This window comes from Furfurilactobacillus rossiae DSM 15814, from assembly GCF_000428925.1.
Classification (GTDB): domain Bacteria; phylum Bacillota; class Bacilli; order Lactobacillales; family Lactobacillaceae; genus Furfurilactobacillus; species Furfurilactobacillus rossiae.
Genome location: NZ_AUAW01000004.1, coordinates 1 through 14,140, shown reverse-complemented (window position 1 = coordinate 14,140; position 14,140 = coordinate 1). Strand labels below are relative to the sequence as shown.

Below are 14,140 nucleotides of genomic sequence, written 5' to 3'. Positions count from 1 at the left end.
TGTGCTGTGTATTGGTCACATTAGATGTGATAAACTGGTAACAGTGTAACGGTACCGAAGTACTTTACTGGTAACAATACTTTATAGAAAGGAACGAACAACATGAGACAATTACTCGCAAGATTTCGTTTGCCCGTTTTCATGCAAAACACGCGTTTGCGGTGGATTGCATTTTATGGGTTGGCGTTAGGCCTGTTGGGCGTTATTACAGCGTTTATGTTGAATTGGATATTTGGGCTCATTGTGCTGATTGCGGCCGTTGTCGTGTTGGTCGTGATTTTCAATACTCTGCAGGAGATCAGCATCGATACGCAAGAGTTCATTGCCGATTTATCCTATCGCATTAAACGCGGTGAACAGGAAGCACTGATTGAAATGCCAATGGGCGTGCTGATTTTCAATGATCATCAACGCGTCGCTTGGATTAATCCATATTTACAGGCCTATTTTGGCGATACAGAAGTGTTAGGGAAGAGCATTGCTAGCGTGGATCAAACGTTGGCTGATGCGATTGAAGCACACGCAAAAGATGAAACGTACACTACAATTACGTGGGCTGATAAGCAATTTTACTTGCTCGTTCAACCAGAATTAAACGTTGTGTACCTGATGGATGTTAGTCACTACGCGCAGATTGAACGTGACTACCATAATGAACAACTTGTTCTTGGGATTATTTCATTGGATAACTATGATGAAGTGACTCAAAGTATGAGTGATTCAGATATTTCAACACTTCGTAATTATGTGACGAGTACACTGACAGATTGGACTAAAGATTTCAATACGTACCTGCGCCGTTTGAATTCAGACCATTATTTATTAGTTGGCCATTTGAGCGACTTGGAAAATTTGGAAGCTGATAAATTTAAGATTCTCGACACGATTCGTGAAACCACTTCTAAACAGAACTATCCGCTCACATTGTCCATGGGATTAGCTTATGGACAGAAAGATATCAATCGTCTAGCTAGCTTAGCTCAGAGTAATTTGGACTTAGCTCTCGGCCGTGGTGGTGATCAGGTTGTCGTTAAAGCTGAAAATGAGGAAGCTCGTTTTTACGGCGGTAAGACGAACCCAATGGAAAAACGGACGCGTGTGCGTGCCAGAATGATTTCTCAGGCGTTACAAGAATTATTCAGTCAATCAGACCAGATATTTGTTGCCGGTCACCAAACGCCTGATATGGACTCATTAGGGGCAAGCTTGGGGATTAGACGGATTGCACAGATGAATGGTAAGAAATGTTGGATCATTTTGGATGAGGCACAACAATCCCATTCTGATATTCAACGTTTGCTACAGTCCATTGATAATTATTCGGAAGTAAAAGATGCGATCATCACGCCGGCAGATGCTGCTAATCGGGCCACTGATCAAAGTTTATTGATTATGGTGGATCATTCCAAACCATCCATGTCGATGGCTGAGAGCGTGTATGACAAGCTTCAGAATCGAACTGTGATTATTGATCATCATCGTCGGGGTGAAGAATTCCCCGAAAACCCAATTTTGGTTTACATTGAGCCTTATGCAAGTTCAACTTGTGAGTTGATTACAGAGATGTTAGAGTATCAACCACAGGAAGCAAATGCAATGAACAAAATTGAAGCGACAGCAATGCTATCCGGGATTGAAATTGATACTAAAAACTTCACGAACCATACCGGTACGCGAACGTTTGACGCAGCCAGCTATTTGCGATCAGCTGGTGCCGATGCAGAACTGATTGTTCAATTTAATAAGGAAAATCCGGACAGTTACATGCAACGTAATCACCTCATTAGCCGAGTTGAACTGATTAATGAGAGCGTGGCATTGATTGCTGGAGAGGACGGTACCACATATGATTCGGTAACGGCGGCCCAAGCTGCTGATTCGTTGCTAAATATGGCAGGCGTCGAAGCCTCGTTTGTTATCACCCAACGTGCTGACAACCGAGTTGGGATTTCTGCTCGTTCTACTGGTGAAGTTAACGTGCAGGTCATTATGGAACAAATGGGCGGTGGCGGTCATTTACAAAACGCAGCCACACAGATTGAAAATCAAAGTGTTACCGAAGTTCGTCAAGAATTATTGAACATTCTCAATAATCAGGCGGCAGAAGCAACACAGGATGCAAAGGAGTAACAACGATGAAAGTTATTTTTACGCAGGACGTTCGTGGCCGTGGCAAGCGCGGTGAAGTCAAAGAAGTACCAGATGGGTTTGCTCAAAATTTCTTAATTAAGACAGGTAAGGCCAAAGCGGCAACCGCGACTGCCATGAGCCAACTAAAAGGCCAGCAACGTGCGGAAGCTCGCGAGGAAGCAGCCGAATTAGCAACGGCTCAGGAATTGAAACAGAAATTAGAGGCTGATGAAACAGTTGTTGAAATTAAGGCCAAAGCTGGTTCAGACAGTCGTCTATTTGGTTCAATTCCTTCAAAGCAGATTGCTCAGGCATTAAATCAACAATTCAATATTAAGTTAGATAAGCACAAGATCGAATTGCCGGATCCAATTCGGGTGCTCGGTTATACGAATGTACCAGTTAAACTACACAGCCAAGTGACCGCGAAGATTCGTGTACACGTGGTTGAACAATAGTTATTAAGGCATTTTGACCGCACTATTTCCCGGGAAATGGTGCGTTTTGTTATTTTGGTTCAGAATCAAGTGGAGATAGCATGGATAATGTAGATTTGCGGGAACAAACCCCGCCACAAAACATTGAAGCAGAGCAGGCCGTTTTGGGGGCCATTTTCTTAAGTAATGACGCCATGCCTGAAGCGATGGAATATCTCCAAGCTGAGGACTTTTACCGTCGAGCACATCAGATTATTTTTCAAACGATGATTGATTTGAACAATAATGGCAGTGTTGTTGATGCTGTGACAGTTAACGATGCCCTTACTGCTAACGCACAAATTGATGACGTTGGTGGTGTGACTTATATTGCTGAGTTGGCGCAGGCAGTACCAACTGCGGCGAACGTCGTTTATTATGCCAAGATTGTTCAAGAGAAGGCTTTGCTACGTCGTTTGATAAAGACAGCGACAGACATTGTTACCCGTTCGTACAATGAAGAGGATGATGTTTCGACACTGCTTGAAAATGCCGAGACAGAAATCATGAAGGTGGCCGACGATCGCAATAGTGGTGGTTTCAAACCGATTGCGGACGTGTTAAATCAGGCCATGAATACCGTTAACGAGTTGTCGAAGAATGGCGATGAAATTACCGGTTTAGCTACCGGCTTCCATGAATTGGACAAGATGACGACTGGATTCCATGACGATGAATTGATTATTCTTGCTGCTCGTCCCGGTGTTGGTAAAACAGCGTTTGTTCTGAATATCGCCGAAAATGTGGCAACCAAGACGAATAAAACGGTAGCTTTGTTTAGTCTTGAAATGGGAGCTGAATCGTTAGTCAACCGGATGCTTTGTGCTGAGGGTAGTATCGACGCAAACCATTTGAGAACAGGCCAGTTGACTGATGAAGAATGGCAGAACCTCGTTGTGGCCATGGGCGCACTATCTAAGACTAGTGTTTACATTGATGACACGCCAGGTAACCGAATGGCTGAAATCAGTGCAAAGTGTCGTCGTTTGGCCAAAGAACATGACCTAGGGATTGTTATTGTCGATTACCTTCAGTTGATTGAAGGTGGGAACAAAGAAAACCGACAGCAAGAAGTTTCTGATATTTCCCGTCAGTTAAAAAAATTGGCTAAGGAATTACGTGTGCCAGTCATTGCTTTATCACAGCTATCGCGTGGTTTGGAACAACGACAGGATAAACGACCGGTGTTATCTGATATTCGTGAATCTGGTTCAATCGAACAAGATGCCGATATCGTTGCCTTCTTGTATCGTGATGACTACTATGAACGAGACAACGATGATGAGGATAATGACAATGATCCGCGTGATGATGAGGATCAAAACGTTGGGGAAGTTGAAGTCATTATTGAAAAGAACCGTTCTGGTGCCCGGGGAACTGTCAAATTGCTATTTGTTAAGTCGTATAACAAGTTCTCAAACATTGCGTACAACGCGCAAAACTAAAGTGACAACCAATAAAACGGGCGTGCATCGATATGATGTGCACCCGTTTATCAGTACTAATCAATCATTATTTCCGGGGAAATAAATTGGAGGGAAGACCGATGCAACAACAAGTTACTGGGAAAGAAATTAAGCTGCCATGGTTATTGGTTGCCGGGCTGCTCAACAATATGGGACAAAGTTTTATTTGGCCATTAACAACCATCTATATTCATGATGCGCTTCATGAATCATTAACGGTCGTTGGACTTGTATTGTTGTTTAACTCAACTGCAAATATCATTGGTGCTTATTTAGGTGGCTGGCTGTTTGATCGTGTTGATGCTTATAAGCTGACGTTAATTGCGACAGTTTATGAGTTTATTGCTACGGCCTTCTTGATTTTCTGGCATGGGTGGCCGGCATTTCCAATAGGTCTTGTATTTATGGGCTTTGGTAGTGGACTTTTGATCACGCTGATTAATTCTTTGGGAACAACCATTAAAAGTCGTGACGGTCGATATGTGTTCAACATGATTTACTTTATGCAGAACCTTGGGGTTGTCTTTGGGACCATGATGGTTGGCTTTGTTTATGAACACGGTGTTCAATATCTATTCATTATCACTGCGGTAATGTATGTAGCCTACTTCTTTATCGCAATGACGCAGTTTAATGTGGATAGTGTACGTTCTCATGCAACCCATGCCAAACAGACTAAGAGCAAAGTCAAATTGCCTAAGCCGAATTTGGTTATCATCTGGACGTTCTTTGCTACATTGATTGTCATTTGGATCATGTATGAACAATGGACATCAAACATGGCGGTGTACATGACTGATCAAGGGATTCCATTGACAAAATATAGTTTGTTATGGACGATCAATGCCGGGCTTATTCTTGTTTTTCAAATGGGCGTCAATTTTCTTGGCGACCGGATTCGCAATCCATATTATCAAATCATCCCAGGAATTGCTGCAGTAGCAATATCGTTTGTTATTTTGCTCTTTGTTAAACAGTACATTGGGTTTGTCCTTGCCATTGCTGTATTAACGCTGGGCGAAGCGACGGCCTTTCCAGCGATCCCGGCGATTGTCAATCAGTTGACGCCATTAGATGTGAAAGGAAAGTATCAAGGTGCTGTTAATGCATCCGCTGCTGCTGGACGGGCGATTGGTCCACTTCTAGGTGGTGTCCTGATTGATGCAACCTCATACAAATTTTTGTTTGGTTTTGCGGCGGTTGCCATTGCGTTAACATGGATCATGGTGATTGTCATTCGCCGATTGATGTATCATAGAACGACACAGTATTAATGTGTTTGCATAAAAAATAAATACTAATAAGATCGGCAGCAACTCTGATTAGGGTCGCTGCCGATTTTGTTTATAGCGTTATTTCCAGAATTGTCAGTGAATTTGAGGTCAGAACTACGTACAATGAATATAATTATGCTTATATTCGAGGAGATTGTGTAGTTGCGACGACAAGAAAAAATTTCACTGACGATTTTAACCTTTGGCGCGTTTTGGAGCTTACTGTGCTCCACACTGATGAACATTGCATTGCCAATTTTAATGCGGACGTTTCACGTTACAGCCGAACAAGTCCAATGGGTTAGCAATGGTTACATGCTAATTAATGCACTGATGATACCGGTGAGCGCTTATTTAATTAAACGTTTTTCATTCAGACGGCTATTTCTTGGTTTTACCAGTGTCTTTTTATTTGGGACAATCCTTGGTTCAATGGCACCATCTTTTTGGCTAGTCGTGTTTGCGCGAATGATTCAGGCCGTTGGAGCAGGTGTTATGGTGCCGCTAGTAAATGTCATGGCGATTCGTTATGCGCCCAAAGGTAAGCAGGGTTCAGTGATGGGCTTTATCGGATTGGCATTCAATTTTTCGCCCATTATTGGTCCGACGCTGTCAGGTGTCATTCTGACTTACTTCTCCTGGCGGTATTTATTTATCTTACTGATTCCATTTTTGGCAGGTGTGCTGGTTGTGGCTTTTAAGGCGTTACCAGCAGAGTCGCACAGCTTGGCGTTGTCGTTTGATTACCGAGGGTTAATGCTGATCAGTTTAGGCCTATGGTTCTTATTGTGGGCATTATCAAACGTCAGCCAGTTGCTGTCGGGAGAAGGGCTACTGATTAGCTTATCCTTAGTAGCGGCGGTAGTTTTCTGGCTATTATTTGTTTGGCTACAATTGCGAACGAAACAACCGCTGGTAAACCTTAACGTTTTTAAAACACGTCAATTTACGTTTGCACTGGTGATTAATTCACTGATAATCGCGACAATGTATGGCAATACAATCTTATTACCGCTGCTTGTCCAAAATAGCATGCATAAGAGCCCACTTGTGTCTGGACTGGTCATTTTACCTGGGGCATTAATTACCGGCCTTATGTCGTCTACCAGCGGCAAATTTTATGATCGTTTCAAAATCAAACATTTAGTGCTCATTGGGCTCACAATTGACCTCTGTGGAACGCTGTTACAAATGTTGATTGGTGCACAGTCATCGATTTGGATGGTGACGTTAGGACAAGCCGTTCGTCAGTCAGGCTTAGTGTTGATGTTGATTCCGCTACAAACGCATTCGTTAGTTTATCTGAAACGGGCGCAACTTCCCGATGGCGTCGCAATTTTTAATACGTTGCGTCAGGTAGCCGCAACGATGGGAACGGCATTAATTGTGGCTGCTATTACGATTACTGATGCTCGTTTACATGTACCAAACTCGCGAGTTGGAATCCAAGTTGGTTTCGGCATTTGCCTATGTTTATTATTGGTTGCAGTGACCCAAGCCTTTCGTTTGCAAAATGCAAAGGAAATTCCAGATAATGACTAGGCAGAAAAAAATTTAGTTTCACGTGTAACAATATGGTTTTCCGTTTCTTCTAATCAAGAGGTTGATTCATTAATACTTAATAGCACTCGACCGCGTGATGGCGACTGTAATAGTCGTTGTTGCGCGGTTTTAACATCCTGCATTGGAAAGATGCGATCGATGTGGGCGACGAGCTGACCAGTAGCGAGCATATGAATGATTGTTTGATATTGTTTTGGAGGAATTGGGCTGTTGTTGAACTGACTACGGATATCTTGTCTATGCGGCTGATAATTTGGCAATGCTGAGGTAAATAGAACACCATTCGTTTTTAACGTGCGCTCAATCTTGCCTAGTGTTGTGACATCGCCGGATGTGTCGAGGACGTAATCGAATGTTTCATTAGCGAGATCTTCAACCGTTGCATGGATGTCGGCACCCACAAAAGTTTGCCGTGTGTACTCTAAGCTTCTTTGAGAAGAAAGAATTGTGAAGGTTATTCCACGTGAAGTTAAAAGCTGGGCGAGATAATCGCCAACGCCACCAGAGGCACCAATGAGTAAAACGTGGTCTGTTGCTTTCAAACGGACACTGTTTAAAATCATCATTGCGGTATCAGCGCCGCCAAAAATGGTTGCGGCATCAGCGAGAGAAACCTCGTCTGGTAGGGTGAATAAATAAAGTGGAATTGGTGCGTTGACGATTTCTGCGTAACTACCCGTTGGTGTTGCCCCAACGACACGTGTTCCGACAGCCGGGCCAAGTAGATGATTCGCGTTAACAATTCCTGAAAAGCCATAACCCGGTATTTTGGGCAAATGGTCGGCGTGGACATCAGGTAGTAATCCCATTTCACTTTTTACATCCCAGGGTAATACTGGAACAAAATGGACATTTACCAGTGTTCCCATTAGTTGACCACGCGGAGATGGCGTCTCGATAAGCTGTAATGCATCAATGCCGTCGTAACTCGTTTGCATAATTGCCTTCATGATATGGACCTCCATTTATTTTGATGCACGCAGTATAAAACGCATTTCGTTGTGATAAAAATCAGTATTCTGATTTTATTGATCTCCCACTTGCGAGCATCCTTTTCTCATGGAGGTGGTTACATGCCAGTCGTTTTATGGTTATTAGTTTTTCTAGGTTTGGCGAAAATTTTCTCGGTGAGTTTTGTGTTTGTTTTAGGATGGGCTAGCATTGTCTTGGCAATTTTCTTGGTGGTGAAAATTTGTGCGATTTTATTCTTTAAAAGAAGGCTGTATTAGAAATAGGGTAATGACCGACCACACTTAGTTTGAGGGAGGTCAGATCAATGTTTCAAAAAACAGAAATGTGCGCTTTAACGCAGAACGCCCCGCTCCAAATGATTGGAACGGGGACATTCTGCGTTATTTTTGGCAAAAAAGGTTTCGTCAACAAACACTTAACTGCTTTTAGTCGATTGTTTGATTGATCGGCTGATGAAATAACGATTCAAGAACTTGATACTTTTGCGTTGCTGTTTGTGCGTTGTCATTGTCTTTGATCGTGATATATTCTTTTGATAACAGAAAGAAGAAATCGGCTAACATAAACGTGACGTTATGGTCGGTAGCCCATTTGATCCCTGTCTGTATGATATCGATGGACTTGTGCATTTCAGCATGGTGAAACAAAGTTAGCGCGTACTGATAGAATATTAAACTATAGTTTGGATCAAGAGTTAGATTCTCATCGTTCAAGATAATGTTTTCGAGCTGTTTGAATCGATTAAATTCATGATTGATATTGGATTCACTTTCGACAAAATCAATGCAGGACATAATGATCATTTCTAAGCTGGTGAGGTGTGCCTGATGTGGAGAGTAGGTGAAGGATAAGGCTAGGTTCAATTCTCTCAGTGATACTGGCGCATCTTTTGTTAATTGGTAAACGCTGCAGGCATGGTAGTAATAATAAATCTGCAAGTCGTCATCTCGTTGCAAGTGATCCGCAAGTTCGGATTTTTCTAAATAGTCCCGCATTTGTTGATATAAATGCTGATTACATAGTTGTTCAACAGTTTCGTTAAAGTCCTCGTGGTGGCTAATTTTGTAGTAATGGTTCAATAAAGCGTGATCGATGGACATTTTCAATCGGTTACAGATTTGACCAAGTAGAATCGCATTGGGTACATAATTACCACGTTCAATGTTGCTGATGAGTCCCTGCGAACAAATATCACGCGCTAATTGTTTTTGCGTTAGGCCTAAACGACGGCGTTGCATGGCTAAATTTTCACCCAATGTTTGTGCCATGGTAGCAAATGATGTTTCATATTCAGACATGATAATTTCCTCTTAAAACGTCTCTGTCTAAGCAATCCAATTAATTAATGTGTGCAGTTTAACATCCTTTTCATAAAAATGTGTGTGTTGAATAGCATTCAATGTGAGTTAAATTCAAAAGCCTGATTTCTCAACCAACACTGTGAGAAATCAGGCTTTTTAGACTATTTAAAGTTTGGTACACCAAAACGAAGGTAAAGCGCGATGGTTACCACAACGTAGGCTGTCCGCCCAATCAATGGCCACCAACGAATGAGACCCTTGGACCGGTCCGTTTGATAAGCCAATTCAAGTGAGGCGAGACTGCCGACGACAAGAAAGACCCAACTGGCAAGTGTGAGTGCCATTACGATAGTTACGGCGGACCACCACATCGCAATGTGAGTAGACACCTTGGGGTCAGAATATGCTTTGACAGTGGTTACCAGACAAGCAGCGACATAGCCAACGGCCAGTAACTGAGCAAGAAAATAATACACGAGCAGCACTCACTTTCTTCACGGTTTCATTAAAACGTTCGGTTAATTGTACCGCAAAACGTGCACCTCGCCCACTGTGATTAGAACATCGTTGGTACAATCCCGCCGTCCATACGAATAGCGTTACCACTAAAACCACCAACGGCAGGACTAGCGACAAGGGTGACAAGTTTGCCAATTTCTTCTGGGCGAATGAGTCGGCCAAGCGTTGATGTTGGTCGATTCTTGGCCATGTATTCACGTTCTTTTTCTTCAAACGTTTGCTTCGGGTCAGGATACAAATCGTTAATGAAATCGACCACGCCTTCAGTCAGTGTGGACCCTGGCATAACGGTGTTTACCGTAACGTTAGTACCACGAGTGACGTTGGCTAAGCTCTTGGATAGATTCAGTTGCATGGCCTTAGTCATACTATATTGCGGCATTTCAGGGGATGGCATGATAGCTGCTTCACTAGCGATAAAGATAACCCGACCAAAATCGGCTTTCATCAGCCCTGGTAAATAAAATTTGACGAGGTCATTAGCACTTAAAACGTTGGTATTAAAGTAGTTATTCCAGGTTTCGTCGTCGATGTCGAAATAATCCATAGCGCCAAAAATACCTAGGTTGTTGATAAGAATGTCTAGTGTTGGAAACTTTTCTTCCAGTGCTGTGCGACCGTCAGGCGTTGTTAGATCAAACGGGGCAGGTTGCAAAGATGCATCTGGGACAGCTTCGGTAATGTCGCTGATTGCCGTTGAAACACTCTTCTGACTGCGGCCATTGATAATAACCGTGGCTCCCTCCCGAGCTAATTCAGTAGCAATGGCCTTACCAATTCCCTTGGTTGAACCTGTTACGAGAGCGATTTTGTGCGTTAATTGTAAATCCATATGTCATAATCTCCTGTCTTTTTTCAATCATCAGGTTAGTTGGTTCTCAGTTAAAGAACAAGTAGGCACTTTTTGGTAACCAATAAAAATAGAATCATAACAATTAATATATTTGTAAAATACGAACTATATAATTAATGCATAGCAGAATAGTTAATATTTATCGTTGATTTAAGAAATGTGCAATGATAGAATTCCTTTATTAACTTGGAAACGAGTTAGCGGATGCTTTTATAAACACGAACTTTATTTAAATGCTCGAAATTAATTAAAATAGCCAGTCACTCATTTGATGATAGGAGACATTAAGGTGAAACGTGCATTGATTAGCGTATTCAATAAAACAGGAGTTGTGGATTTTGCCCGTGGTTTGGTTGACTTGGGTTTTGAAATTGTTTCAACAGGCGGTACTGCACGCCATTTAAGCTCCGCTGGGGTGCCAGTTATTAGCGTAGAGTCAGTGACACAGTTTCCTGAAATGCTCGATGGAAGGGTTAAAACGCTCCATCCCCGCATTCATGCAGGAATTCTTGCGCAGCGCGATAAAACTGAACACATGCAAACGTTGTCTGAAAACGATATTGAACCGATTGACGTTGTGTGCGTCAATCTATATCCATTTTCTGAAACGATAAATCGACCGGACGTATCACGTACTGAAGCAATTGAGCAAATTGATATCGGTGGTCCGACGGCACTGAGGGCGGCTGCGAAGAACGCTAAAGATGTTTGGGCTGTTGCAGATCCGAGTGATTATTCAGCTGTACTGAGCGGCATTAAGTCTGAAGATGCGACGTTACGCAGTCAGCTGGCGGCAAAAGTTTTTTCCTTTACTGCCGCCTACGATGCAGCTATTGCACATTATCTAAATCCTGAACCCTTCCCAGAAAAATTAACGATGACTTATCAAAAGCGTCAAGCTCTTCGTTATGGTGAAAATGCACATCAACAAGCTGCTTTTTATACAAAGGAATATCCTTCGAAAATAAGTCTTGCATCTGCTAACCAGCTTCATGGTAAAGAACTCTCCTACAACAATATTAAAGACGCTGATGCAGCTTTATCCGCACTTAGTGAATTTGATCGACCAGCAGTGGTGGCAGTCAAACATATGAATCCGTGTGGCATTGGTCTTGGAGATGATATCGAGCAGGCATGGGACAAAGCATACAGTGCAGATAAAATGTCGATTTTTGGTGGCATTGTTGCGCTGAATAGATCGGTCGACCTTGCCACAGCGACAAAGATGCACGCCTTGTTTCTAGAAATTATCATGGCGCCTGCGTTTGATGATGATGCTTATGCAATTTTGGCTAAGAAAAAGAACGTCAGATTGCTAACTATCGGATTAGGAAAAGCACAACCAGGTGAACTTGAGGCGATTTCTGTAACAGGTGGGTTGCTTTTACAAAATAAAGATCTTCAGACTGAAGTAATTACTGATATGACCGTTGTAACAGAAATTCAGCCAACTGAGGCAGAACTAAAAGCTCTTCAGTTTGCACAAACTGTTGTGAAACATGTTAAGAGTAATGCCATTGTTGTAGCTACTACTGATCAGACATTGGGCATTGGTTGCGGCCAAATGAATCGTATTGGTTCAGTGGAACTAGCTATTAGCGCCGCAAAAAAACAGCCTCGATTTAACGAGGCCGTGTTAGCTAGTGATGCCTTTTTCCCGATGGACGACTGTGTTGAATATGCGGCTAAGCATGGTATTCATGCAATCATTCAACCGGGTGGTAGCATCCGTGATCAAGATTCTATTGATAAGGCCAACGAACTTGGCATTGCAATGGTGACGACAGGTGTTCGACATTTTCGACACTAGTTTATGATCTGATAATTATTACGCCAAACATACAGAATGAAATCCGGGGGTATTTGCATGCATTGGTTGGCTGATTTAATGGCGGCAATAGGAGTTGTCTTGAACGGGATTCCTCAAGGTATTATGGCCATGACTCTGGGATTCGCCATTTTTCCAACGTCCTTTTCCTTTGTTTTTGGTGCATTAGTGAATGGCGCAGTTGGGTCAGTTGCGCCTATCTCATTTCAGGCCGAATCATTAGGCTTATTGAGTCGTTTAGGTCAAACACACCGGGAACGGTCGTCAATCATTCTTGGCGGTTCCATCATTATGTTAGTTATTGGTTTGACTGGTACTTTAACGAGTATCGTGCATGTTTTAGGGAATGGTATCATCGCGGGCATGATGGCAGGCGTTGGTTTAATGCTTAGTAAGATCAGCTTGACGATGGTTAAAAACGAACGAATTGCTGGCGGCACTTCCGTCGGTGTTGCTGTGCTGACATATTTATTAACCAAGGACTTGGTTTGGACAATTGTCTTATCCGTCATTGCATCAAGCTTAGTGGCCGTTTATGGCACTCACTATCGGGTGGAACTGCCACAATACGTTGTAGAGCGGCGATTTCACTTCTTGAAACCAATGTTTAATCTGCGCGTGATTCGAGGAGCACTAAGCTTAGCCTGTTTGAATATTGGCGCGAACATTTCATACGGGCTGGTAACAGGTCAGTTAACGAACATTAAGCCAAATCCGGTGAACCTGAATATTCTGACGGGGACTCAGGCCTTTGCGGATATGGGAACGAGTTTACTTGGTGGGGCGCCAGTAGAAAGTATTATTTCGGCGACCGCAAGTGCACCGGAACCAGTTGTTTCTGGAATATTGATGATGTTACTAATGGCACTTTTATTATTTTCCGGTTGGTTACCACGACTGGGTAAATATGTACCAGCTGCTTCAATTGCAGGATTTTTGCTAATTTTGGGAGCCGTGATTATTTTTCCAGAGAACGCTGCATTAGCGTTGAAAGGATCTGGTGCATCGGTTTCTGCGTTGACATTGATTGTCACAGCATTAGTTGATCCAATGTCAGGCTTATTGACAGGGGCTATTTTCAAATTTATTTTGCCAATAATCGGATTGGGGTTATGAGGATGGAAAAAAGTTATGAAGTCATGATAGGAGTTCTGAAAAGAAAGTTGCCGATTATTCCGATTAGTTCAACTGTTGCAATTGCGTCATTTGTTCTGCTCGGGGATACAGAAATGGCTAGTTATGCGGCCGCTGAACTTGTCAAACGAATAACTGAACCGTTTGATGAAATCGTCACAATTGAAAGCAAAGGTATTCCGTTAGCAGAAGAAATAAGTAAAATAACGCATCGTAAAAACTATGTTGTTCTTCGAAAAAGTGCAAAGGGGTACATGGCTCATCCAATAAGTGTTCGGTAGATTGCAAATTTAATCCGAATTTTTGGACAAATTTGTCAGCATAACCTGATACGGTGTTTGCCAGTCGAGTATTTTAAGCGGTCGCTGGTTAATTTGGAGTAACGTCGTCGTTAAATCTTGAGCACTAATGTGCTCAAAACGAGTCCCTTTAGGATAAAAATAACGTAAATTCCGATTAAAGCGTTCATTACTACCACGTTCAGCTGGAGTATAAGCATGGCAGTAATAGGTCTTAATACCATATTGTGATTCAAGTGATACTAGCCCACTAAACTCAGTGCCACGGTCCACAGTAAAGCTGTGCACCGGACCATTAAAAGTGGTTAGGAACTTAGTTAGTGCT

General features: G+C 42.6%; 14 protein-coding genes. 9 read left to right on the top strand and 5 right to left on the bottom strand.

Annotation, left to right across the window (positions count from 1 at the left end):
- Positions 1 to 102 precede the first annotated feature (102 nt).
- The 5 genes from G400_RS0102720 to G400_RS0102700 all read left to right on the top strand — a co-directional run bounded on the left by G400_RS0102720 (position 103) and on the right by G400_RS0102700 (position 6,888).
- Positions 103 to 2,130, top strand: a complete 2,028-nt coding sequence (locus tag G400_RS0102720) for a DHH family phosphoesterase (RefSeq protein ID WP_017262419.1) — start codon at positions 103 to 105, stop codon at positions 2,128 to 2,130.
- A 5-nt stretch (positions 2,131 to 2,135) separates the two neighbouring features.
- Positions 2,136 to 2,588, top strand: coding sequence for a 50S ribosomal protein L9 (rplI, locus tag G400_RS0102715; RefSeq protein WP_017262418.1), 453 nt, complete (start codon positions 2,136 to 2,138; stop codon positions 2,586 to 2,588).
- Between the two features lie 80 nt (positions 2,589 to 2,668).
- Positions 2,669 to 4,051: a replicative DNA helicase gene (gene dnaB / locus G400_RS0102710; protein WP_017262417.1), complete on the top strand. Its 1,383-nt coding sequence runs from the start codon at positions 2,669 to 2,671 to the stop codon at positions 4,049 to 4,051.
- A 101-nt stretch (positions 4,052 to 4,152) separates the two neighbouring features.
- Entirely contained in the window at positions 4,153 to 5,346 is a 1,194-nt protein-coding gene (locus tag G400_RS0102705) for an MDR family MFS transporter (RefSeq protein ID WP_017262416.1), read from the top strand.
- A gap of 162 nt (positions 5,347 to 5,508) precedes the next feature.
- The gene (locus G400_RS0102700) at positions 5,509 to 6,888 is read left to right on the top strand and encodes a DHA2 family efflux MFS transporter permease subunit (protein WP_017262415.1); all 1,380 of its coding nucleotides are present in this window, start codon (positions 5,509 to 5,511) and stop codon (positions 6,886 to 6,888) included.
- 53 nt (positions 6,889 to 6,941) lie between these two features.
- On the opposite strand, the gene G400_RS0102695 is transcribed toward G400_RS0102700, so the two are convergent.
- Positions 6,942 to 7,859 (bottom strand): quinone oxidoreductase family protein, encoded by a 918-nt coding sequence (locus G400_RS0102695; RefSeq protein WP_017262414.1) that lies wholly within the window; start codon positions 7,857 to 7,859, stop codon positions 6,942 to 6,944.
- A 123-nt stretch (positions 7,860 to 7,982) separates the two neighbouring features.
- Here G400_RS0102695 and G400_RS16220 point away from each other — a divergent pair, with 123 nt between their 5' ends.
- Entirely contained in the window at positions 7,983 to 8,138 is a 156-nt protein-coding gene (locus tag G400_RS16220; protein WP_017262413.1) for a hypothetical protein, read from the top strand.
- A 168-nt stretch (positions 8,139 to 8,306) separates the two neighbouring features.
- Here G400_RS16220 and G400_RS0102680 read toward each other — a convergent pair whose 3' ends face one another.
- From G400_RS0102680 to G400_RS0102670, 3 genes are all read right to left on the bottom strand, one after another.
- Positions 8,307 to 9,179 (bottom strand): helix-turn-helix domain-containing protein, encoded by an 873-nt coding sequence (locus G400_RS0102680; RefSeq protein ID WP_017262411.1) that lies wholly within the window; start codon positions 9,177 to 9,179, stop codon positions 8,307 to 8,309.
- Positions 9,180 to 9,343: 164 nt separating this feature from the next.
- On the bottom strand, positions 9,344 to 9,658 hold the full coding sequence (locus G400_RS0102675; RefSeq protein WP_152323480.1) for a hypothetical protein: 315 nt from the start codon (positions 9,656 to 9,658) through the stop codon (positions 9,344 to 9,346).
- A gap of 80 nt (positions 9,659 to 9,738) precedes the next feature.
- Positions 9,739 to 10,533, bottom strand: coding sequence for an SDR family NAD(P)-dependent oxidoreductase (locus tag G400_RS0102670; protein ID WP_017262409.1), 795 nt, complete (start codon positions 10,531 to 10,533; stop codon positions 9,739 to 9,741).
- Between the two features lie 310 nt (positions 10,534 to 10,843).
- On the opposite strand from G400_RS0102670, the gene purH reads away from it, so the two are divergent.
- From purH to G400_RS14305, 3 genes are read left to right on the top strand one after another with little or no spacing between them, the layout of a single operon-like run.
- Positions 10,844 to 12,364: a bifunctional phosphoribosylaminoimidazolecarboxamide formyltransferase/IMP cyclohydrolase gene (gene purH / locus G400_RS0102665; protein ID WP_017262408.1), complete on the top strand. Its 1,521-nt coding sequence runs from the start codon at positions 10,844 to 10,846 to the stop codon at positions 12,362 to 12,364.
- A 57-nt stretch (positions 12,365 to 12,421) separates the two neighbouring features.
- Entirely contained in the window at positions 12,422 to 13,498 is a 1,077-nt protein-coding gene (locus G400_RS0102660; RefSeq protein ID WP_017262407.1) for a guanine permease, read from the top strand.
- A gap of 2 nt (positions 13,499 to 13,500) precedes the next feature.
- Complete coding sequence (locus G400_RS14305) at positions 13,501 to 13,797, top strand: type I phosphoribosyltransferase (protein WP_017262406.1); 297 nt, start codon at positions 13,501 to 13,503, stop codon at positions 13,795 to 13,797.
- Between the two features lie 9 nt (positions 13,798 to 13,806).
- Here the strand turns inward: G400_RS14305 and G400_RS0102650 are convergent.
- Positions 13,807 to 14,140: IS30 family transposase (locus G400_RS0102650; RefSeq protein WP_035143512.1), on the bottom strand; the 334-nt coding region annotated here is incomplete at its 5' end.